At 45.3% G+C, this 21,080-nt stretch carries 24 protein-coding genes; 9 read left to right on the forward strand and 15 right to left on the reverse strand.

All coding sequences use genetic code 11. The annotated features are described in order from the left end of the window. Positions 1-420 (forward strand): aminotransferase class III-fold pyridoxal phosphate-dependent enzyme (locus H6G17_RS16485; protein ID WP_192158967.1); only part of this gene is annotated, 420 nt, incomplete at its 5' end. A 199-nt stretch (positions 421-619) separates the two neighbouring features. Beyond that, positions 620-754, forward strand: a complete 135-nt coding sequence (locus H6G17_RS34175) for a hypothetical protein (protein ID WP_015156360.1) — start codon at positions 620-622, stop codon at positions 752-754. 60 nt (positions 755-814) lie between these two features. On the opposite strand, the gene H6G17_RS16490 is transcribed toward H6G17_RS34175, so the two are convergent. From H6G17_RS16490 to H6G17_RS16530, 9 genes are all read right to left on the reverse strand, one after another. Next, positions 815-1,990 carry a HetZ-related protein 2 gene (locus tag H6G17_RS16490; RefSeq protein WP_192158969.1) on the reverse strand — a complete coding sequence of 392 codons (1,176 nt, stop codon included), beginning with the start codon at positions 1,988-1,990 and terminating at the stop codon, positions 815-817. Between the two features lie 213 nt (positions 1,991-2,203). Continuing rightward, positions 2,204-3,109: an apolipoprotein acyltransferase gene (locus tag H6G17_RS16495; protein ID WP_192158971.1), complete on the reverse strand. Its 906-nt coding sequence runs from the start codon at positions 3,107-3,109 to the stop codon at positions 2,204-2,206. Between the two features lie 44 nt (positions 3,110-3,153). Continuing rightward, the gene (locus H6G17_RS16500; RefSeq protein WP_192158973.1) at positions 3,154-4,092 is read right to left on the reverse strand and encodes an ATP-binding protein; all 939 of its coding nucleotides are present in this window, start codon (positions 4,090-4,092) and stop codon (positions 3,154-3,156) included. Between the two features lie 50 nt (positions 4,093-4,142). Continuing rightward, on the reverse strand, positions 4,143-5,138 hold the full coding sequence (locus H6G17_RS16505) for a hypothetical protein (RefSeq protein WP_192158975.1): 996 nt from the start codon (positions 5,136-5,138) through the stop codon (positions 4,143-4,145). A gap of 46 nt (positions 5,139-5,184) precedes the next feature. After that, the gene (locus tag H6G17_RS16510; RefSeq protein ID WP_192158977.1) at positions 5,185-6,078 is read right to left on the reverse strand and encodes a hypothetical protein; all 894 of its coding nucleotides are present in this window, start codon (positions 6,076-6,078) and stop codon (positions 5,185-5,187) included. Further along, on the reverse strand, positions 6,062-6,325 hold the full coding sequence (locus H6G17_RS16515; protein WP_192158978.1) for a hypothetical protein: 264 nt from the start codon (positions 6,323-6,325) through the stop codon (positions 6,062-6,064). Before H6G17_RS16515 ends, H6G17_RS16510 begins: the two co-directional genes overlap by 17 nt. 347 nt (positions 6,326-6,672) lie before the next feature. Beyond that, positions 6,673-7,026, reverse strand: coding sequence for a DUF1257 domain-containing protein (locus H6G17_RS16520; RefSeq protein ID WP_015156354.1), 354 nt, complete (start codon positions 7,024-7,026; stop codon positions 6,673-6,675). 148 nt (positions 7,027-7,174) lie between these two features. Further along, on the reverse strand, positions 7,175-8,683 hold the full coding sequence (locus tag H6G17_RS16525; protein ID WP_192158979.1) for an AAA family ATPase: 1,509 nt from the start codon (positions 8,681-8,683) through the stop codon (positions 7,175-7,177). A gap of 81 nt (positions 8,684-8,764) precedes the next feature. Beyond that, positions 8,765-9,100 carry a hypothetical protein gene (locus tag H6G17_RS16530; RefSeq protein ID WP_192158980.1) on the reverse strand — a complete coding sequence of 112 codons (336 nt, stop codon included), beginning with the start codon at positions 9,098-9,100 and terminating at the stop codon, positions 8,765-8,767. Between the two features lie 264 nt (positions 9,101-9,364). Here H6G17_RS16530 and H6G17_RS16535 point away from each other — a divergent pair, with 264 nt between their 5' ends. The 3 genes from H6G17_RS16535 to H6G17_RS16545 all read left to right on the forward strand — a co-directional run bounded on the left by H6G17_RS16535 (position 9,365) and on the right by H6G17_RS16545 (position 12,014). Further along, a complete protein-coding gene (locus tag H6G17_RS16535; protein ID WP_192158983.1) occupies positions 9,365-10,516 on the forward strand; it encodes a UDP-sulfoquinovose synthase in 1,152 nt (383 codons plus the stop codon). An 82-nt stretch (positions 10,517-10,598) separates the two neighbouring features. Then, entirely contained in the window at positions 10,599-10,790 is a 192-nt protein-coding gene (locus tag H6G17_RS16540; RefSeq protein ID WP_192158985.1) for a DUF4291 family protein, read from the forward strand. A gap of 84 nt (positions 10,791-10,874) precedes the next feature. Next, positions 10,875-12,014 (forward strand): glycosyltransferase family 1 protein, encoded by a 1,140-nt coding sequence (locus H6G17_RS16545; RefSeq protein WP_192158987.1) that lies wholly within the window; start codon positions 10,875-10,877, stop codon positions 12,012-12,014. Positions 12,015-12,102: 88 nt separating this feature from the next. Here the strand turns inward: H6G17_RS16545 and H6G17_RS16550 are convergent, their stop codons facing one another. After that, complete coding sequence (locus tag H6G17_RS16550; RefSeq protein WP_192158989.1) at positions 12,103-12,366, reverse strand: hypothetical protein; 264 nt, start codon at positions 12,364-12,366, stop codon at positions 12,103-12,105. A 146-nt stretch (positions 12,367-12,512) separates the two neighbouring features. Here H6G17_RS16550 and H6G17_RS16555 point away from each other — a divergent pair, with 146 nt between their 5' ends. Then, positions 12,513-12,659: a hypothetical protein gene (locus H6G17_RS16555; RefSeq protein ID WP_192158991.1), complete on the forward strand. Its 147-nt coding sequence runs from the start codon at positions 12,513-12,515 to the stop codon at positions 12,657-12,659. A gap of 46 nt (positions 12,660-12,705) precedes the next feature. Here H6G17_RS16555 and radA read toward each other — a convergent pair whose 3' ends face one another. After that, positions 12,706-14,226: a DNA repair protein RadA gene (gene radA / locus H6G17_RS16560; protein ID WP_192158994.1), complete on the reverse strand. Its 1,521-nt coding sequence runs from the start codon at positions 14,224-14,226 to the stop codon at positions 12,706-12,708. A gap of 186 nt (positions 14,227-14,412) precedes the next feature. On the opposite strand from radA, the gene rpaB reads away from it, so the two are divergent. The 3 genes from rpaB (at position 14,413) to H6G17_RS16575 (ending at position 16,571) form a co-directional block, all read left to right on the forward strand. Continuing rightward, positions 14,413-15,141, forward strand: coding sequence for a response regulator transcription factor RpaB (rpaB, locus tag H6G17_RS16565; protein ID WP_015156346.1), 729 nt, complete (start codon positions 14,413-14,415; stop codon positions 15,139-15,141). Positions 15,142-15,326: 185 nt separating this feature from the next. Continuing rightward, a complete protein-coding gene (locus H6G17_RS16570) occupies positions 15,327-15,989 on the forward strand; it encodes a cofactor assembly of complex C subunit B (RefSeq protein WP_192159153.1) in 663 nt (220 codons plus the stop codon). Positions 15,990-16,055: 66 nt separating this feature from the next. After that, entirely contained in the window at positions 16,056-16,571 is a 516-nt protein-coding gene (locus H6G17_RS16575; RefSeq protein WP_015156344.1) for a DUF456 family protein, read from the forward strand. A gap of 65 nt (positions 16,572-16,636) precedes the next feature. On the opposite strand, the gene hypE is transcribed toward H6G17_RS16575, so the two are convergent. The 4 genes from hypE to H6G17_RS16595 form a co-directional block, all read right to left on the reverse strand. Next, the gene (gene hypE / locus H6G17_RS16580) at positions 16,637-17,692 is read right to left on the reverse strand and encodes a hydrogenase expression/formation protein HypE (RefSeq protein ID WP_192159005.1); all 1,056 of its coding nucleotides are present in this window, start codon (positions 17,690-17,692) and stop codon (positions 16,637-16,639) included. 34 nt (positions 17,693-17,726) lie between these two features. Further along, positions 17,727-18,833: a hydrogenase formation protein HypD gene (gene hypD / locus H6G17_RS16585; RefSeq protein WP_192159155.1), complete on the reverse strand. Its 1,107-nt coding sequence runs from the start codon at positions 18,831-18,833 to the stop codon at positions 17,727-17,729. A 2-nt stretch (positions 18,834-18,835) separates the two neighbouring features. After that, complete coding sequence (locus H6G17_RS16590; protein ID WP_192159006.1) at positions 18,836-19,909, reverse strand: ATP-dependent 6-phosphofructokinase; 1,074 nt, start codon at positions 19,907-19,909, stop codon at positions 18,836-18,838. A gap of 94 nt (positions 19,910-20,003) precedes the next feature. Continuing rightward, positions 20,004-21,035, reverse strand: a complete 1,032-nt coding sequence (locus H6G17_RS16595; RefSeq protein WP_192159007.1) for a dihydroorotate dehydrogenase-like protein — start codon at positions 21,033-21,035, stop codon at positions 20,004-20,006. Between the last annotated feature and the right edge of the window lie 45 nt (positions 21,036-21,080).

Raw genomic sequence — 21,080 nt, forward strand, 5'->3', positions numbered from 1 at the left:
ATGTGCAAGCAGCATTGCGATGTATTTGCACCAGGAGATCATGCCAGTACGTTTGGGGGCAACCCATTTGCCTGTGCGGTTGCCTTAACGGTGTGCGAAACAATTGAACGGGAGAATTTGTTAGAAAACGTGCAAGCACGCGGCGAACAGCTCAGAACGGGCTTACGCGCGATCGCTACCAAGCATCCCAACTTAACTGCTGACGTGCGCGGTTGGGGTTTAATTAATGGGATGGAGTTAGCTGCCGACAGCGAAATTACCGCAGCGGATGTAGTTAAAGCGGCGATCGCTGAAGGTTTATTACTCGTGCCAGCCGGACCAAAAGTGCTTCGCTTCGTGCCACCCTTGATTGTGACAGCCGCAGAAGTGGACGCAGCCTTACAAATTGTCGAACGAGCGATCGCTACTGTAAACGTATAGCAGCGGTTGCCAGACAGCAAAAAAAAGCAAAATTTTTGCTTGACTACAACACAAAAGGGTGGTCTACTGTTTCGAGAGAGTAGGCGAAAAGAAGGCTAAGAAAGGAAAACAATTCGCACTTCGATGAATTTTGGATTTCTCCTGAAGCCCCTCTGCTCCCTGCTCCCTGCTCCCTGCTCCCTCTCAGGAGACGATGACCATGACTGCCTTCATTCCTTTCGATAACACAGTTGAATTCCTCACTGCTATCTATTTTGGTTCTGTGTTTGCGATTATGGCTGTTTCTCAGTTTTGTTTAGCAGCGATTGAAACCGTTGAGGAATCGAGTAAGTAAAAAGTTATTGCCTCAAAAACTTATTGCCTCGAAAACTTGTTATCTAAAAAAATTAGTATTTTAGTTCATCCCACTTCGCACGACTTGGGCTACTAAGCAAAGTTTATTCCATTCGCTAGTAATTTGATTTAACTTGCGGTTGAGAGTGTAGGCGATCGCATCTAAATTTTTGCCAGACTTTCTTAACTCTACAACCTGGCGCTGCCTCGGAGTTAGTTGCTCCCAAAATTCCTGCCATTGCTTAGGTGTCAAACCGAAACTGTGTTCTTCTAAACTCGTTCCCAGCCAATGACTCACGAGTTCTGGATGATGTTTTAATCCAAATACTTTCACGGCATGGTAGACAATTTTTTCTCGCAGTCGATAGACTTCTTTGACTGATAAATTTAACTGTTGGGCGATCGCTTCTTGAGACCTACCTTGCAAGTATAGTTCTAACCATTGCGCGGCAGTTTCTCCCAAATTGTTAGTTAAATAGTTGCTAAATTCCGATTGCACGAGATGTCTGGCTGCGTACTGTTCTGCTTGGGTTTGGCTGTCTTGATACACGCTGACCGATCGCACGTCGATCGCGCTCCAAGTGCGATCGCTATCATCAGAAAGGAATTCGTCAGACAATAGTTTGAGAATTCTGCGTTCTGGAACTTGCGTGACTCCTCCCATCTGCGTCCGGCGAAGAAAATTGACAAAACGATGCACGATTAAAGGTCGATTGTGAATCGGACGCAAACAATATTCCTCTACAGTAGTTAATAGCAAGGCAGTTCGCAGTCTCATATCGTCAGTACACGCCGCAATCCAAGCTGTTTGTTGTTGCAAATAGCGATCGCGCTGCAATAAATCTTGGATAATTTCTTGCAAAACATCAACGACTGCCCGACGGCGATCGCCACCCAAAGCAACGAGGGCGTGAATTTTATTTCGCAGTAGCACTAAACTGCACAAACGTATTGTCAAGCGGTGATATGCTTGCTGAGGTGAAACCCCTAAATATCGCTGTTTGAGGATGCGAAAGCGGTATTCCATAGCTTGCTGTGCTATGGATAACTGAAGAGAATTACACGTTTGATAGCGTTCTGTATCTTCGCCAATCAGCCAACGGACTATGCTTTCTCGGGCAGTATCGCTTTGCGCCGGACATTCTTGAGTGAGACACAAACGCCATTCTTGGGAAATTTCCGTTGCTGTAGCTAGATGGCGATCGCGCTCCGCCACGTTTACTTGTATAGTTTGCATATCACCCTGCCGTGTGTTGAACTATCTTCTTAAATAGCGAGCGATTGGGAAATTTATGCAGGGGTTGGAGTCGTTCACATGCGAACAAAACGTATTTTGCGAAATACTATCCTTGGCTTATCCAAAAGCGGCGTTTCTACTGCTCGTTTATTAGACAAAGAAAAATCTCACCTTGGCAGGGTTGACATTGCCCACCCTACACTTGGATTTTTTCTAAGGAATAAACTTCTTTAATATCTCATAAGTATCTTCAATTATTCCCAGAGCTACGTTTAATCCTACATTAGTGGCTTCTACGCCCTCAGTCATGGTATCTTTAGCAGTCTCAGCTGTATCACTACTTTTATCAACAAAGCCGCTCAGTTTCTCCATCATTTTTTCGAGATCTTTTGCCGTATCCATCAGCCGATCGAAGACTTCTTCTTGAGTTTCTTTATATTTAGAGATTGCATCTTCAGTTGTATCTGATGTCGATTCTTGCAAATCTTTGGTTTTCTCAGTTAGTTGCTCTATTACATCCTCAACCTGAGTTGCAAATTCGCTGACTAATTCGGCAATTGCTGGAGCAGATTCATCTTTAATGTACGATTCAAACTCTGAAACTCGTTCTTCTAAATCAGATTGGTGACTCTCTAGGCGATCGGATACATCATTTTGGAGAAAATCTTCCTGCTCTGAAAACTGTTCCTCTAACTCTGTGGCAACTTCCTCTAGTTTTTCTTGAAGAGATTTAAAAACTTCTTCTACTGCCTCTAAAGTCGATTCTAGCTCAGATTTAGTCGAGTCTAAGTCTTCACCAAACGAACTGATTTCTGTTTTGGTAGCTTCGTTTTCTTCGTTAGTTTCATTCTGCCAAGTTTCTACATTTTCCTTGAGCTGAGTGACTTCTTGACTGAGCGATTCAGCTTCTTCACTCAAATCTTCCTTAGCGCTATTAATTCGTTCTAATAAAGATTGAGCGCGATCGCTTAATGTCTGCCAGTGACTATCCATTTGCTCGGAAACCTGAGCAATTTGTTCTCGCAAGCCTGTTAATTCTGACTGTACTTGCTCGGCTTCACCTAATAATTCTGTCAGTTTAGTTACTGTTTCTGTTGCAGTTGTTTCAAAATCAGCCACGATTTACCTCGATTATAGTTTTAATATAGTTTCACCCAATTGCTTTAGCCAAAATCTATTCCCAGGCTTTCGGCTACATCTTTCACAGCTTCAACTCCATCTTTAAGCGGATCGATAAATTCATCAAGCTGGTCGAATAATGGCTCTAATGCTTTACGAGCAATAGAAGCATCTTCGCTAGAACCAGAAATCTTCTGACTCATCTCTTCTACGGAATCCGTCACGTTTTTAACGGCTTCTGTAATTAATTCTTTCAGTTCTGCTTGAATTTTTTCTTGAGCTTGATTTAATAGATCGTCCGTTTCACCTTTGACAGTTTGGCTACTTAACTCATTTAACTTGGAAGCAAAGTCTTGATGTAAGTCAACAAAAGTATCTGCCATAGCTTGAATCTTTTCGCCAACTTCTCCTTGTGACTTCTCCATATTTTCAGTGAATTGCTCGATCTGTTCGCTGAAAGCAGATTTTAATTCTTCTAGTTTTTCTTGGAAAGTTTCTACTTCTTTACTAGTTGCTTCTACAGCAGAAGTTAATTTATCCTGACCGGATTGAATTTTTTCTTGAGCTTGTGTTAGCGTGGTTTGAGTTTCTTCACCCGTACTTTCAGTTGTAGAACTACTTTCATCTAAATGTTCTTTGAGTTCTGAAATTTTGCCTTGAGTCGTTTCAATTTCGCTACTGATTTGTCCCTGAGCCTCAGAGATAAATTCTGTTAAAGATTCAACTCCACTTTCAAGTTCGGCAATTTCGCTTTCAAGTTGAGATTGATGCTCTGTAGCTTCCTCTTTTAATTCGGTTAGTGCAGTTTGAATTTGTTCGAGAATTTCCGCGATCTGCTCTTGCTTTTCTTCAATATTGCTAACCAGGCGATCGGCTTCTGCTTGAACTTCCGATGATAGTTGTACTAAACCATCTAGTTTTTCAGGAAATACACTCGCCATTTGGGATAAAGATGCCAGGGTTTGTCCTAATTGTTCGTTCATATTTTAGACTTTCAATAGTTGAGACGCGATCGATGAGTTGAAAACAGCGTTTAGAATATATCGACACAATCCAAAACTGCTTTGATCGCTCCGGTAGCAACCTTGGCAGCAGCTAATGCTGGTAAGATAGGACTCAACGCACCTGTTACAGACGAACCTGTTGTCATCATCATGATGTTTTCCGCTACTTCTTCAATCATTCCTTCTACAACTTCCTGAATCGCATTCTCAAAGGATTCTTGTAGCTCGTTCTTGAGGTTATCTTCTACGTGTTCGCCAGTATTTTCTAGCATTTCGCTCAATCGTTCTTTGAGTTCGTCAGCAAATTCAGTAACTTGTTCGTTAAAATCTCCAAAAGACTCGCTAAAATTATTTTCTAATTCCTCAAAACCAGAGTTGATTGTGTCTAGCTGCTCTCCGGTGAGTTTATCGCTGTATTCGCTAAAAGCTTTTTCAAGATTAGCAGTTTGAGTATCGCTTATCTCATTTGCTATTTCTGCAAATTTTGATTCTAACTCACTTTGGAATGCTTCAATTTGTTCCTGAAGTTCTTCGATCACCTCAGTTAAACTATCAATGTTTTCTTTAGCTTCTGTTTGACCTTCGCCCACAGAATCTTCAGTATTAGAAATTGTATCTTCTAAATTCTTAAACGCTTCTTTTAATTCTTCTAAACTTGATTCTAACTCTGATTTATTCTCGTTAATTTCTGATTCAAAATTGGTCTGAGCTTCTTCTACAGATTGAGTAACTACATCTAGTTTTCCTTCGATTTCTGTCATTGCTTGTTGCAAAGCCTCGAGTTCGGCTTTCGTTTCTTCTTCAGAATTGCTAAACTCTTCTAAAGCCGTCTGCAAAGATTCGGCTAAAGTTTCAATATTTGTACTAACACTCTCGGCAGATTTATCTAAAGTTTCAGTTTCAGATTCTAGATCGGCACACACTTCTTCCATTTGCGTACAAGCAGTTTCGAGAATACTTAATAATTCGTTCAGCTTCTCACTAGCTTCATCAACATCACGCCCAAAATCTAGCACTTGTGCCATGCTGTATTATCCCTGTTTTGAATTTAGCAAAATTAAAAGTTATCGATTAGCCTAAGATTTTATCAACCATATCTAGAACTGGTTCGATTTTTTCAACAATGTCAGTAACTTCACCAACTTTGTCCAAAATCTCACCTATCTTGCCGTCTAATGCATCGTTTACCTCATCTCCTGCATCCTGCAAATGCGATGTGGCTTCGGTGATTTTTTCGGCTGAACTCGTTAGTTCACCCATAACTTCTTCGACAAACTTTTGCGTCAGTGCTGATAATACGTCCTGAGAAGTTGAATCTAAGCTACTCTCAACTGCACTGATTTTGTCTTTTTTCTCGTTAGCTACGTCGGAGAAGTCACTTGTGAGTGATTCGAGCTGATTTTGTAGTTCTTCTGTCAAAGCTGTAAAATCTTCTAAAACAGAGGATTTGCGATCGCCAAAACGACTTTCTGCATCCTCAACTTTGCCGTGAAACTGCTCGATCTGCTCTTTTGCTGTTTCTAAATGCTTCTCTGCTTCTTGCTCGACTTCCTCCACGAGCTTCGATAGCTCCTCAAAACCCGATTTGGTTGTTTCGGTTTCCTGCTCCACTTCCGAAAGCATTTCTTCCTTCCGGTTCTTTAACTCTTCTAGTTGTTCGCCAATCTGCTCGATCTTTGCTTCTGTTTGAGATTGCAGTTCGCCTACCTTTTGCTGTAAATCGCTGAACCCCTGCTTAGCAGCTTCCATTTCGCTCTCTAAGTTTTGTTCAGCAGCTTCTAGTTCGTCACTGAGAGCATCAAACTTAGTAAATGCTTCCTCAGCGATGGAAGCGAGATTTGCCGCTAAATTGGTAGCAAATTCTAAAATTTGAGTGACTTGCTCGTTAGCTTGTTCTGCCGATTGAGTCAGCACTTGCGATCTTTGTTCGCACCGATCTAGTAAGTCGTTAATGTTGTCTGCCATTTTTGCTCAAGCTTTGAGTTGACGTGAATTTTTGATAGAGCGATTTGTTTATGTAATTTTCAGCACTAAAACTTGACAGCGATCGCGATCGCTGTTCGCCAGTAGCAAATGTTGATAGGTGTGTTAGTAATAACGCTTTATAGCGATCCACATCTGTTACAGCAGATTCCGTAATTAAGCAAAAAAACTCGTTGAGAGGTGCTGCAGCTTGAGTGAAATCTAGATACCCATACAAAAACTGTCGCATGAGTCTAAAAATTTTCTCTCAATGCGATCGCTCATTACCTCACTGATTTATTCGGTTGTATCGGTTGTATTTGATTGTATTCAGTTATGATGTATACGATCTTTCTAACATTTGTAAAACTCAGTAGATATACTGAAATTCAAGCTGCAAAATACTATTAAAATACGAAAATATTATAGTTAGTACACCCAGCAACAATAATTTAAGATTTGATTTCAGCATAGATCTAGCATCAATTTCCGTGTAGAGACGTTACATATAACGTCTCTACACGGAAATTGACAAAAAAAAGGGGTTAACCCCTTCTAAATCTGGTTAACCCGCAAGCTTGGGAACGCGCAGAGAACTTATTTTTGCACGACCAATTTGACATTGGCATTTTGCAGACCGCGCTGCTTGACTTCTGCCAAGGTCTTGTTTACTGCATACTTTTGGTTGATGGAGTTGATTAACTCGGTTTGGTTGTGCTTCTTAGCAACACCCCACAGGTCAGCGATTAGATCGAAAGAACCATCGCTGTTGCGAGACCAACCCAGATCGTATTCGCCTTCTAGAACTGCTACGATGTCAGAGCGAACGCGCTGACCGTTGTAACCACGGACATCAGCTTCGGTCTTAACATTAATTCCTAAGTCGCGCAGAGAAGTCTTGAGGATTTCTGCATCGGTGATTTTTGTACGCAGAGTGCTAAAGTGAGACATTTGGGATTCCTCCTAAAGGATAGTAACGATAAACGACAACGGTTTAGCTTAGTTAATGTCGCCGCAGTCTTGGGATGGGATATGCGGCTTAGGTAATCTACTAGCTGGGCGGCTAGCCTTTCCCCCTGTGAACGTAGGAGAAAGCTTTTTAAAACTCCATGCGCTGATACTCAGCTACGGAGGATGCTGCGGGTCTAGCACGCTGTCTTGCCCAATCTCTCAGAGCCGTTACTTGCTCGGTCATTGTCCGAGAGAGTGGTAGCGTTGCTTTAATTGCAGCAATAATATCTAGTTGGGTAAACTCTCGATCTTGAGCAAAAGCATCGTACATCGCGGCGATTAATGCTTGCTCGATCTCTGCACCAGAGAAACCGTCAGCAATTTTTGCTAGCTGATCGAGGTCGAAGCGGGATAGATCGCGTTTGCGCTTGAGCAGGTGAATGCTGAATATATCTTTGCGCTCCTCTGCAGTTGGCAGATCGACAAAGAATATTTCGTCAAATCTTCCCTTACGTAAAAACTCCCCAGGCAGCCTTTCCACGCGGTTGGCTGTTGCCATCACGAATACAGGAGAAGTTTTCTCTTGCATCCAGGTCAGGAAAGATCCGAAGATGCGGCTAGACGTACCACCATCAGAATCGGCTGAACCTGCCGTACCTGCAAAGGCTTTATCTAACTCATCAATAAATAAAATTGTCGGCGAAATCGACTCGGCGGTTTTGAGGGCATTACGTAGGTTAGCCTCAGAGCGACCTACCATTGAGCCGTCATAAACTCGCCCCATATCTAATCTCAACAGGGGCAGACCCCACAAGCGAGATGTCGTTTTAGCGATCAAAGATTTACCACACCCAGGAACCCCTAAAATTAGCATTCCCTTCGGCTGAGGTAGACCGTATTCTCTCGCTCTTTCAGTAAAAGCATTAGAACGTTGTTTGAGCCAGCGTTTCAGCTCTTCTAAACCACCAACGGCATCAATTGTGGCATCCTCTTCAATGTATTCTAAAATGCCGTTGCGCCGGATTAATTGCTTTTTCTCGGATAAGACGACTTCTACTTCATTTTCTGATAGTTGTCCCGCTGTCACCTGAGCTTTGCGGTAGACTTTTTCTGACTCATCTCGCGTTAAGCCTAAAGCTGCTTTTAATAATTTCTCTCTGGCATCTGTTGTCAGCCGTCGTCCGCGATTTTGCTCTAACTGTCGCTCTAATACTTGGTTCAATTCTGCCAAATCGGGTAGCGGGAAGTCTAGTACGACAACTTCTTTCTCTAACTCGATTGGAACCTGCTGCATCGGAGACATCAGAACAATCGTTTTCTGCGTACCTTTAAAGCTGGCGATCGCATCTCGCAACCATCTCGTCGTTACTGGTGCGTCAATAAAGGGGTGTAAATCCTTAAATATGAATATGCTCGGCTCTCGTTGGCGGATCACCCACTCGATCGCTGCTTCTGGAGATACGGTATTATGCTGCGTGACGTGGCGTGGCTGACCGTGTTCTACGATTCCGTGCGTCACCGTCCAGATGAATATTCGGCGCTGCGGTCTTAACTGGGCGATCGTTGCTATTGCTTGTTCAGCCCGCTCTTCCTCAGAGGTCACAAGGTATATCAGCGGGTATTGAGCTTGTATGAGAATATTTAGCTCTTCTTTCATTGCCTTTGACCTTACTTTTGACCCTAAAGATAGTACGGACAGCGCTTCGGATTCAGCTTTGATGAATCAGCTTCAATGAAATTAGTGGCTGGCAAGGGCTAGTTGCCCTTCTTGTACTGTTGCTTCAGCAGCAACTCTTGCCGGCTTGGACTGCTCCATTACCCCCGGCTGATCCTTGAGGGATACTAGTTCGCCTTCGTTCAATGCCACCGTCGTTGCACATTCAGGACATGCATAAACTCTGTGCGTGTTGCCGTATGACTCTGCTTCGTCTATCAACTCTTGGTGAGATAAATAAAAAGCGAGCGCGCGGGCAGCAAGTTCTGACATTGGTTCCGAGTCGATCGCGGCTCTGATTTTGAGCCGCCGATGCAGTTCAGGCGTTAAATACAGCGTAACTTTTTGCTTAGCTTGCATATTTTTTTCAATCGTCTTACCCGGGTATGTATATCACGTTATCGGCTTACTCGCATAGTGTCAAGACGGCGTAGCGTTTTGACGGCATAAATGTAACATTTTTTAACAAAAATCCGAAAATTCAAATAGGAGGTCAGAGGCAAGAGGCAAGAGGCTTTGATTGGTTAGGCAATTGTACAGAAAATATACTCCTTATTTAGGACGCAAAAGGGGGACACAAACCTGGTAGATTTAGCGAATATCAGCGAGTAACACGCACAGACGATGAAAGTATTGGTTATTGGTGGCGATGGCTATTGCGGTTGGGCAACCGCGCTCTACTTATCCAATCGAGGTTACGAGGTTGGGATTCTAGACAGCATGGTACGGAGGCACTGGGATCTCGAACTTGGAGTAGATACCCTGACACCGATCGCAACGATTCAGCATCGGATTCAAAGGTGGCAAGACCTCACAGGCAAAAAGATCGATTTGTTTGTCGGCGATATTACTAACTACGATTTTTTGAGCAAAACGTTGCACCAATTTGAACCGGAAGCGATCGTCCACTTTGGCGAACAGCGTTCCGCACCTTTTTCTATGATCGATCGCGAACACGCCGTACTGACGCAAGTAAATAATGTCGTTGGAACGCTGAATATTCTCTATGCCATGCGCGATAGTTTCCCCGACTGTCACTTGGTCAAGCTGGGGACAATGGGCGAATACGGCACGCCTAATATCGACATTGAAGAAGGGTACATTACGATCGAACACAACGGGCGCAAGGATACCTTACCCTATCCAAAGCAGCCAGGTAGTATGTACCACCTGAGCAAAGTCCATGACAGCCACAACATTCACTTTGCCTGTAAAATTTGGGGCTTACGTGCTACAGATTTGAACCAAGGCGTGGTTTATGGAGTCCTAACAGAAGAGACGGGCATGGACGAGATGCTGATCAATCGCCTCGACTACGATGGGGTGTTTGGTACGGCGCTGAACCGTTTCTGCATCCAAGCAGCGATCGGACATCCGCTGACAGTATATGGTAAGGGCGGGCAGACCCGTGGCTTTTTAGATATTCGGGATACGGTGCGTTGTGTCGAACTAGCGATCGCAAATCCTGCTAATTCTGGTGAATTCCGCGTCTTCAACCAATTCACCGAACTATTTAGCGTCGGCGACTTGGCTGTCATGGTGCAAAAAGCTAGCAATGCGCTAGGACTAAAAGTCGAAGTCAACAATCTCGATAATCCCAGAATCGAGCGGGAAGAACACTATTTCAACGCCAAAAACACCAACTTGCTGAGTCTCGGCTTGCAACCGCATTTCCTCTCAGAAGCATTGCTTGATTCTCTGCTTAATTTTGCGGTCAAGTACCAAGATCGCGTCGATAAAAAACACATTCTGCCCAAGGTTTCTTGGAGAAGATAGTTGGTGGTAATTGGTCATTGGTCATTGGTAATTGGTCATTTGTCCCTCATAATCTGTGGTTGAGGGATAATGTGTTGTTTCAATGCCGCTAGTGACAGAACTTTACCGATCGCAGATCGACCGATTGCCAAAGTCGGGAAATCATATCGTGGCACAATACGATGCCCAGTCTATTGTGGTATACCAAGCTTATCGCCCAGCTATCGGTCGCTTTGCAGCCGAACATGGCTATTTTGGCGGAGAATTTAAATTCGAGCAACTGTCTATCTTGTGAGCGATCCCAACATTGCTAAGAAATTGAGATTATCGGAAAATACTTGCTGGTAACTCTCCCCAGCCTAAGCGCCCCTCAATAAGTATGAAAATTGCTCTATTTACAGAAACCTTCCTACCCAAGGTTGACGGTATTGTCACGCGGTTGCGTCACACGGTCGAACATTTACAACGTAACGGCGATCGCGTTTTAGTCGTTGCTCCTGAAGGGGGGATTACAGAATATAAAGGGGCGAAAGTCTACGGTGTTTCTGGCTTTCCTTTGCCATTGTATCCAGAGTTAAAAATGGCATTACCACGTCCCGCGATCGGTCACGAACTGGAGAGATTCCAACCCGATATCGTTCATGTAGTCAACCCCGCAGTACTAGGACTATCGGGGTTATTTTATGCCAAAGTGCTAAAAATTCCTCTTGTTGCCTCGTATCACACTCATTTACCGCAGTATTTACAGCACTACGGACTAGGAATGTTGGAAGGCTTGCTGTGGGAGTTACTCAAAACCGCCCATAATCAAGCAGAACTAAATCTGTGTACTTCAACGGCAATGGTAGAGGAACTATCCAGCCACGGAATCCAACGAGTAGACTTGTGGCAGCGGGGAGTTGATACGGAGTTATTTCATCCCGATTTAGCTTGTCATGAAATGCGATCGCGGCTGTCTCAAGGTCATCCCGATAGTCCCTTGTTACTCTACGTCGGTCGTCTGTCGGCGGAAAAAGAAATCGAACGGATTAAACCCGTATTAGAAGCAATTCCAGAGGCGCGTTTGGCTTTGGTGGGAGATGGTCCTCATCGTTCGGCGCTAGAGAAGCATTTTGCGGGAACGAATACCCACTTTGTCGGCTATCTCACGGGTAGAGACCTTGGTGCAGCGTTTGCTTCTGCTGATGCGTTTCTGTTTCCTTCGCGGACTGAGACGTTGGGACTAGTTTTACTTGAGGCAATGGCGGCTGGCTGTCCTGTAGTTGCGGCAAATTCAGGTGGAATTGTCGATATTGTCACATCTGGAGTCAATGGTTATTTGTTTGACCCTAGAGATGAAGAAGGGGCGATCGCGGCAACTTTACATCTGTTAGAGCAAAAACAGGAGCGAGAAACCATTCGTCAAAATGCCCGTTTGGAGGCGGAACGCTGGGGATGGGCGGCGGCTACTCGTCAGTTACAGGGATATTATCAGATGGTAGAGTCAAAGCGTTTAGCACAGAATGTATTGGTGGGATAATCAAAAATGTAGAGACGTTACATGTAACGTCTCTACAAAAGAGAAATTTTTAACGCGGATGTAAACATCGTGCTATGGCAATGGAACGTTAGCTATCTTTTTGCTTGTCGTCATTTTGAAATGGGTTTTCACCAATTCCTAACTCTTTTTTCGAGTGTTTGAGTTGTTTCCACAAGTCGCGAATTTTTTTGTATGCTTCATCTGGAGAAATTTTTCCGGCAGTTTCTAAGTTACAGATGTAACTGACATGCTGGGCGAATTCTTGGAGATTGGCGTTAAAGACTAAATTTTCAGGCTGTACTTTGCCATAGTAACGACTGCGAGGATGCAGAAAGTCAGAACTATTTACCATAATGACAATAACTCTCCATAGAAATTTACATAACTCATTCTGTGTATCACGAAAACCGAGCGTCAACTACAGCAATATTACGGAAACTTAGTTTGCGGTTCTATTAATCTTTGGAGTTTTGACCGAATTAAGTTAAGGATTTAGTTGTGTGGCGATCGCTCGATCGAGCGCTAATTTATATTTTTTCACATTCAACCCGACTCTGCGATCTACCACAAGTTGAAAGTTGGATCGCGATCGACAATACTAGCGGGAGTGACGCATTTGAAGTTTCAGATTTCGATCCCCCCTAACCCCCTTAAAAAAGGGGGAACGAATGCCCTACTGCTAACCCAAATACTATTCCTCTTCTAAATCTAAATCTGGGAACGATTGTGGGGGGATTGCAGCGATAATCGCATCGAGTACTTTGGCGACAGGAATAATTTCCAGATCTACGTCAGGATAAGGTTGCCCTTTGGGTACAATTGCCCGCTTAAAGCCTAGTTTAGCAGCTTCTTTCAGGCGCAATTCCATTTGAGAAACGGGGCGGACTTGTCCGCCTAACCCGACTTCTCCAATCAAGACAGTGCGCTGATCGACAATGCGATCGCGGAAAGAAGCGACTACGGCGATCGCGACTCCCAGATCTACAGCTGGTTCTTCCACGCTTAAGCCACCAGCAGAGGCGACATAGGCATCCAGTTTAGACAAAGGAATGCCAACTCGTTTTTCTAACACTGCCAAAATTTGCAGTAAACGGCTGTAGTCTATACCTGTAGTGGAACGACGGGGTGAAGCATAGCTGGTGGGACTGACTAAGGCTTGCAACTCTACCACAATCGGGCGCGTGCCTTCACAAGCAACTACAATTGCGGTTCCTGGTGAAGGATCGTCGCGACTACCGAGAAATAATTCTGAGGGATTGGCGACTTCCCGCAACCCGCGATCGATCATTTCAAAGATGCCAATTTCGTGAGTAGCGCCAAAGCGATTCTTGACTGTGCGTAACAACCGATGGGAGGCGAAGCGATCGCCTTCAAAATAGAGTACCGTGTCTACCAAGTGTTCTAATACTTTGGGACCCGCGATCGCACCTTCTTTGGTAACGTGTCCCACAATTAACATCGTAATATCTTCCCTTTTTGCTACTTGCATTAGGGCTGAGGTACATTCTCGCACCTGTGCCACCGAGCCAGGGGCGGAAGTTAAGGTGGGAAAATAGACGGTTTGGATACTGTCGATTACAGCTACATTGGGTTTGAGCGAATCGACTTCCCTCAGTATTTCTTCGAGATCCGTTTCTGGCAAAACGTATAAATCGGCTCTTGCACTACCATTGTTAACTAAATGACCGTTAGGCGATTGGTTTTGAGGCTGGGGATCTGATTCCTCTATAGAGTTTTGAAATTTAGATACACCCAAACGAGAAGCGCGTAACTTCACTTGCTGTCCCGACTCTTCACCGCAAACGTAGAGAATGCGATAGTTTTGGGCGAGTTGGTTAGAAACCTGTAGTAACAAAGTCGATTTGCCAATCCCTGGATCGCCGCCGATCAAAACCATAGAACCTGGTACAATACCACCACCGAGTACTCGGTCGAGTTCGTCATAGCCAGAACACCAGCGACTCACTTGGCGATCGCTAATTTGGTCGAAAGTTAGAGAAGCGCGGGGTTTTGCGGCTTTAGCGATCGACTTACCATTGCTTTGCGGCGTTTGCTGCCAGCTAACCCCACGAGTTGGTAGCGTCCCGAGAGTTGTACTCGTAATTTGTTCTTCTAAGGAATTGTAAGTCCCGCAGGCAGGACACTTACCAAACCACTGAGGCGACTCTGCGCCACATTCATTGCAAACGAAATAGGTACGGGGTTTGGGCATTCGTTTAGTGCTTTTGTTGCGTTAAGTTAAATTTTGTTGGCAAAACCGCAAATATTAAAAAACCTTGAAAGTAAGTGAGTGCGAGAATTTCGGCTAATTTACGTGGATTGAATGGGATAAGATCTTCATGTAATAGTACTAAAAATTAAAATTCAAAAATGTTGGTTTTAAGGAGCGTTGGTCAATTTGGAAAGTCATAAAGAAAAAATCCTAGTCGTGGACGACGAAGCCAGCATTCGGCGGATCTTAGAAACGCGGCTGTCGATGATTGGTTACGATGTCGTGACAGCAGCAGACGGCGAGGAAGCTTTGGATACATTTCGCAAAGCCGATCCAGATTTGGTTGTCTTGGACGTGATGATGCCGAAGTTAGATGGCTACGGCGTGTGTCAAGAGCTACGCAAGGAATCAGATGTACCAATTATTATGCTAACAGCCCTGGGCGATGTCGCCGATCGGATCACCGGACTGGAATTAGGTGCGGATGATTACGTAGTCAAGCCATTTTCCCCGAAGGAACTGGAAGCACGCATTCGCTCGGTATTGCGACGGGTAGATAAAACAGGTGCTTCGGGAATTCCTAGCTCTGGCGTGATCCAAGTAGGAAGTATCAAAATTGACACGAACAAGCGACAGGTTTACAAAGGAGACGAGCGGATTCGATTAACTGGAATGGAATTTAGCTTGCTAGAGCTGTTAGTCAGCCGTTCGGGGGAAGCCTTTTCGCGATCGGAAATTTTGCAGGAAGTTTGGGGCTATACGCCCGAACGACATGTAGACACTCGCGTAGTAGACGTGCATATCTCGCGACTGCGGGCGAAGTTAGAAGACGACCCTAGTAACCCAGAATTAATCCTTACCGCTAGAGGCACGGGTTATCTATTCCAACGGATTATCGAACCAGGAGAGGAGTGAATGTTGGTGGATAGCGGCTAATGTGGGGGACAAGGGAGACAAGGAGAACAAGGGGGACAAGGGGGCGCAAGGTTGCTGAGGAAGCTGAGGGAACAAGACAAGTCACAATTAAACCCCACACCCTACACCCTACACCCTACACCCTTTCTTCACGCACCACGCACCACGCACCACGCACCACTAAAATGACTAAATCAGATCCAAATCGAGTTATACGGCTAATACCCCTCGTGGTAGGAGGATTAGGTGCTGTGTTGCTGTTGGTCAATCGGTTGCTGACACCGGAACTGACAGTGACTCAGGCACGGTCGGATGTTTTGGGGGCGATTGTCAGTGCGGTGCTGATTTTGACTGGCTTGCTTTGGCAGCAAGTCGCACCGCGCCTGCCGGATGCGGTAGAACTCGTGGGCGAGCAAAAGTTCGAGTTGGCTCCAGACTTGCCCGAAACAGTTAAGACAGAACTAGCATGGGCATCTTATCTGTTATTGACAAATACCGTTACGCGATCGCTGATCGTGTTTTATCGGGGAAAAGTATTGCTGCGGCGCGGCATATTACCAGAGAAAACCGAAGTGACTCCAGGGGCGATCGTCCAACGGGTGCTGGAAAAACATAAACCAGTTTACTTAGTGGCTTTGAGCGTTTACCCAGGACGATTTGAATTTGACTACTTGCCAGAAAACACTCAAGGAGTCATTTGTCAGCCTATTGGTCAGCAAGGCGTAATGATTTTGGGTGCAAATGCTCCCCGCAGCTATACCAAGCAAGATGAAACCTGGATCGGTGGTATTGCCGATAAATTAGACGTTACCCTTTTTAGGGAGCAGGGAGTAGGGAGCAGGGAGTAGGGAAAAAGTCAAAAGTCAAAAGTTAAAAATCAAAATTAACAATTCACTAATGACAAATGACAAATTATGCTAACTCTCTATTGGTTATTAGTTGCCCTGATGGTTGTCGGTGTGATTGGGGCAGTGGTTCCAGGGATTCCTGGGACGAGTTTGATTTTAGTCGCGATCGCAATTTGGGGTGTGGTGCAAGGTTCTTTTGGAAGCATTGCCGTACCTCTAATTGTGACGGTGGTGGTGTTGGCGCTTAGCGTCGGTATCGATCTGCTGGCTACCTTCTGGGGAGCGAAACGCGCAGGAGCCAGCAAATGGGGACAGATTGGTGCGGTTGTTGGTTTGCTATTGGGGATTTTTGGTTTATTGCCTGCTTTGCCGTTTGGTGGTCCCTTGTTAGGAATTTTGCTCGGACCTTTGTTAGGAGCAATTATTGGCGAGTACATTTATCAACGCGATCTTAAACGAGCCTTGAAAGCTGGAATCGGAATTGTAGTCGGTTCTCTGGTGGGAAATTTGATTCAGGGGTTATTGGCAATCGTGGCAGTCGGCTTTTTTCTCTATGCCACGCTACCACAAGTGATGGGATGATCGGACAGTAGGGAGCAAAGATAGCGATCGCGGCTATTGAGCAAATTCGGATGAGCAAATTCGGATTAGCAGATTCGTGGTAGTTGTTCTCCGCTTAACATATCGACAATGCGTTGAGCGCCAATTTTACTCTTCATCGTGACAAAACCAGATGTTTTGCGTTCGGTGACACTGCCAATAATTTGAGCAGATTTTCCTAAAGGATGCGATCGCATAATTTTTATTGCTGTTTGGGTAAATTCTGGTGGCACAAAAGCGACAAATCTTCCTTCGTTTGCCACATAAAGCGGATCGAAACCGAGGATTTCACACGCTCCTTGCACTTCTTCACTTATAGGAATTGAATTTTCATCAATTTCAATTTTGACGCAGGCAGCTTGGGCAATTTCATTCAGGGCGCTCGATAAACCGCCACGAGTCAAATCGCGCAAACAGTGAATTTCAATTTCAGCCGCAAGCAGTTCTAGAATCAGACTTGATAGTGGTGCTGCATCGCTCTCGATGGTAGTTTCAAAGGCTAAACCCTCCCTCTGGGTCATAATAGCAATGCCGTGACGACCGAGATCGCCATTGAGCAGCAACACATCCCCAGGCTGAATTGATTGGGGGGCGATCGCCTGGTCATGCTCGATAATTCCAACACCAGCAGTATTGATAAAAATGCCGTCTCCCTTCCCTTTATTCACAACCTTTGTATCGCCAGTCACGATCTGCACGTTGGCTGTTTGAGCTGCTTGTTGCATCGATCGCACCACCCGCCAAAGCGTTTCCATTGATAGTCCTTCTTCCAAAATAAACCCAGCACTTAAATACAGCGGACGCGCTCCGCTCATCGCCAGATCGTTGACAGTGCCGTTAACTGCCAGCATTCCGATATCGCCGCCTGGAAAAAACAGGGGTTGAACTACATAAGAATCAGTGGTGAAGGCAATTCTGTGACTTGTGAGGTGAATTTCGGCAGCGTCATGTGACGCGCGATCGCTATGGCTAAATGTCGCCAAAAACATTTGTGAAATCAACTGATGCATTAACCTTCCACCACCCCCATGCGCCAGTAGAACGCGGGGATACTTGTCAATTGGGATGGGACAAGACAGGATAAAGTCTTCGGGTTCGCTCACTTACAACTCCTCTGCTCCTCTGCCTCTTGCCTTCTTACACCCGATGCCGATAGCGATAATATGCCGCACAAGCCCCTTCCGAGGAAACCATCGGCGCACCCAAGGGATGTTCTGGCGTACAGCGATCGCCAAAGACAGGACATTCGTGAGGTTTTTTGATGCCTTGTAAGATCTGTCCGCTCAGACATTCGGTAGATTCTGCAATTGCGTAGTTAAAAATATCAAAGCGCTTTTGAGCATCAAATTCAGCATATCGATCGCGTAAGCCCAACCCACTTTGAGGAATACGACCAATCCCGCGCCATTGTCTCGGTACGACCTCAAATACTTCACGCATTAATCGTTGAGCGGTTTCATTTCCACTGCGCCGCACCGAACGAGCGTATTGATTTTCCAGTTGCGATCGCCTCGATTCCAATTGCTGAATGCACATATACGCCCCTTGGAGGATGTCTAACGGTTCAAATCCCGTGACGACAATCGGAATGCGATATTTCTGTACGAGCGGTTCGTACTGGGTGTATCCCATCACCGTGCAGACATGACCGGCTGCTAAAAATCCCTGAACTCGATTATGAGGTGAGGCAAGAATCGCCTCCATTGCTGGCGGAACTAATACGTGAGAAACCAGTAAGGAGAAATTTTTAACTTCCTGTCGCGCAGCTTGGTAAACCGCCATCGCTGTAGCGGGTGCAGTCGTTTCAAACCCCACAGCAAAGAAAACAACTTGTTTGTGAGGATGAGCTTGAGCGATTTTGAGCGCATCAAGCGGAGAATAGACAATGCGAATATCCCCCCCCATTGCCTTAACCGCCAGCAAATCTTTCTCACTCTCCTCTACTCCCCTGCTCCCTGGAACACGCAACATATCTCCAAACGAACAGAAAATAACTTCGGGTTGCGTTGCGATCGAGATCGCCCGATCGATTAATGCCACAGGCGTGACGCAGACGGGACAACCAGGTCCGTGAATTAAGGTAATTTCTGGGGGTAAAAGTTCATCTATGCCAAATTTGACAATAGAATGGGTCTGACCGCCGCAGATTTCCATAATTGTCCAAGCTTGGGTAGTAATGGCAGCGATCGCCCGCGCGTATTGCCCAGCAGCATCAGCATCTCGGTATTCGTCAACAAACTTCATTGTCATCCATCCCCCACATAAATCCCCATACAGCGAGCGGTTTGTACGAGATAGTTATCAGGTGCTACAGGCAAAGGACTTCGAGCGACAACATCAGCGATCGGAACATCTACAACTTGTCCATTTTGCCAAGCCACCATTTGACCGTATTGTTCCCGCGCAATTAAATCTACTGCTGCCTTACCAAAAGCTGTTGCACTCAAGCGGTCTAAAGCCGATGGTATACCACCGCGCTGAATATGCCCTAAGATCGAAACCCGAACGTCAAGGCGATCGCTTTGGTTGTTGTAGGATTTGATTTGATTGGCAATGTACTGTCCCATGCCGCACTCTAGAGAGGCAAAATTTTGTGTTTCTGCAATAGAACTATCGTTAGCAGTTTTAGCACCTTCAGCAACAACAACGATCGCAAATTTTCGTCCCCAGCGATCGCGCAGTTCGTTAATTTGATGGCAAACTCCGTCAATCGAGTAAGGAATTTCGGGAATGAGAATACAATCTGCTCCGCCTGCGATCCCAGCATGGAGTGCTAGATGCCCTGCTGTGCGTCCCATAACTTCCACAACCATGACGCGATCGTGACTGGCAGCAGTAAAGGTGAGACGATTCAAAGCATCAACAATCGTATTGACAGCCGTATCAAACCCGATTGCTCGTTCCGTAAGTGCCACATCGTTATCGATTGTCTTGGGAATCGCGATGAGATTCCAGTTTCCTTGACAAGCTAGTTGGTGGAGAATGGCGAGACTGCCATCGCCACCGATCGCAATTAAGGCATCTAACGCCAACGCCCGATAACTAGCAATAATTTCACTCGCATGAGCTAGCGTGTCTCCTTTATTAATCGATCCTAAAATCGTGCCACCCATGCTGAGTAAAGGATCGATACCGCGTAAATCTAAGCCATGCAAATTGAGTAACGTCGTCTTGCGCTCCAATAACCCTTGGGTAGCGTAAGGAATCCCTAGCACTTCCCAATCGTGTTGTAGCTTGGCATGGCTGACAACAGCCCGAATCGCACAATTTAACCCGGGGCAGTCACCGCCACTGGTCAAAATACCAATTCGTTTTTGCATAGGGTTTTGGTAGTTGGTAGTTGGTAGTTGGTAATTGGTAATTGGTCATTTGTAGTAATTAATGGATAGTTGTTATTAGTTTTGACTTTTGACTTTATCCAAAATAATGAGACGTATCGAAAACTCGTTCCCATTCTGGTTTGTAGGTTTGGAGCGATCGCATGTATTGGGCGCGTTCAAAGGTACTCTTGTCGGGACAATTTTTCTGACTCATGCTTCCTTGTAGTTGCCGCACGGATTCATACTCGTGTTCTACCATCCATTCACGCATTTCCTGCTCGATCGCGCGGATCTGGTCGATGCCGTGCCGTAGCAACACCGAACAAAGCATCGTGATGTTAGCTCCTGCCATCAACAACTTGATGGCATCTTGCCCTTTGTGGATGCCGCTGGTTGCAGCCAAACTAGCATTGATGCGATCGTAGAGAATTGCAATCCAACGCATCGGTAAACGCATGGACTGCGGCGTACTTAAAAGCACGTTTGGTTCAACCTCTAGGGTTTTGAGGTTGATGTCTGGTTGATAGAAGCGATTGAACAAAACAAGAGCATTTGCCCCTGCGATGTCCAAACGTCGCGCCATATTTGCCATATTGGTAAAATAAGGGCTGAGTTTGACCGCTACGGGAATTGTCACGGCAGCTTTAACCGATCGCAAAATCTCAATGTAGGTTTGCTCGATTTGTTCGCCTGTCAAGTCCATATCTGTAGGGACATAATACACATTCAATTCCAGTCCGTCTGCTCCTGCTTGCTGGATTTGTCTGGCATAGTTAGTCCAACCGCCAACAGATGAACCGTTGAGACTAGCAATGAGAGGAATATTGATTTTCTCCTTTGCCCTTTGGATATGATTGAGATATTCTTCCGAGCCGACTCGAAAGCTGTGGGGTTCTGGGAAATAAGTTAGAGCTTCAGGATAGCTTTCAGTCCCATGCGTCAGGTGATGGTGCAGTTCGTAGCGCTCTTGGCGTAATTGTTCTTCAAATAGAGAATGCATCACAACAGCCGCCGCCCCCGCATCTTCCATTCGCTTGATATTGTCGATATCCTCAGAAAGGGGTGAGGCTGAAGGTACGAGGGGCGATCGCAACTGTAACCCCATGTAAGTTGTAGTTAAGTCCATTTGTCTCCCTCCTAAAACCTTGAAGTTAGGAAAAGAACTTGAGAG

Origin of the sequence: Chroococcidiopsis sp. [FACHB-1243], from assembly GCF_014696895.1 — a bacterium.
Classification (GTDB): Bacteria; Cyanobacteriota; Cyanobacteriia; order Cyanobacteriales; family Chroococcidiopsidaceae; genus Chroococcidiopsis.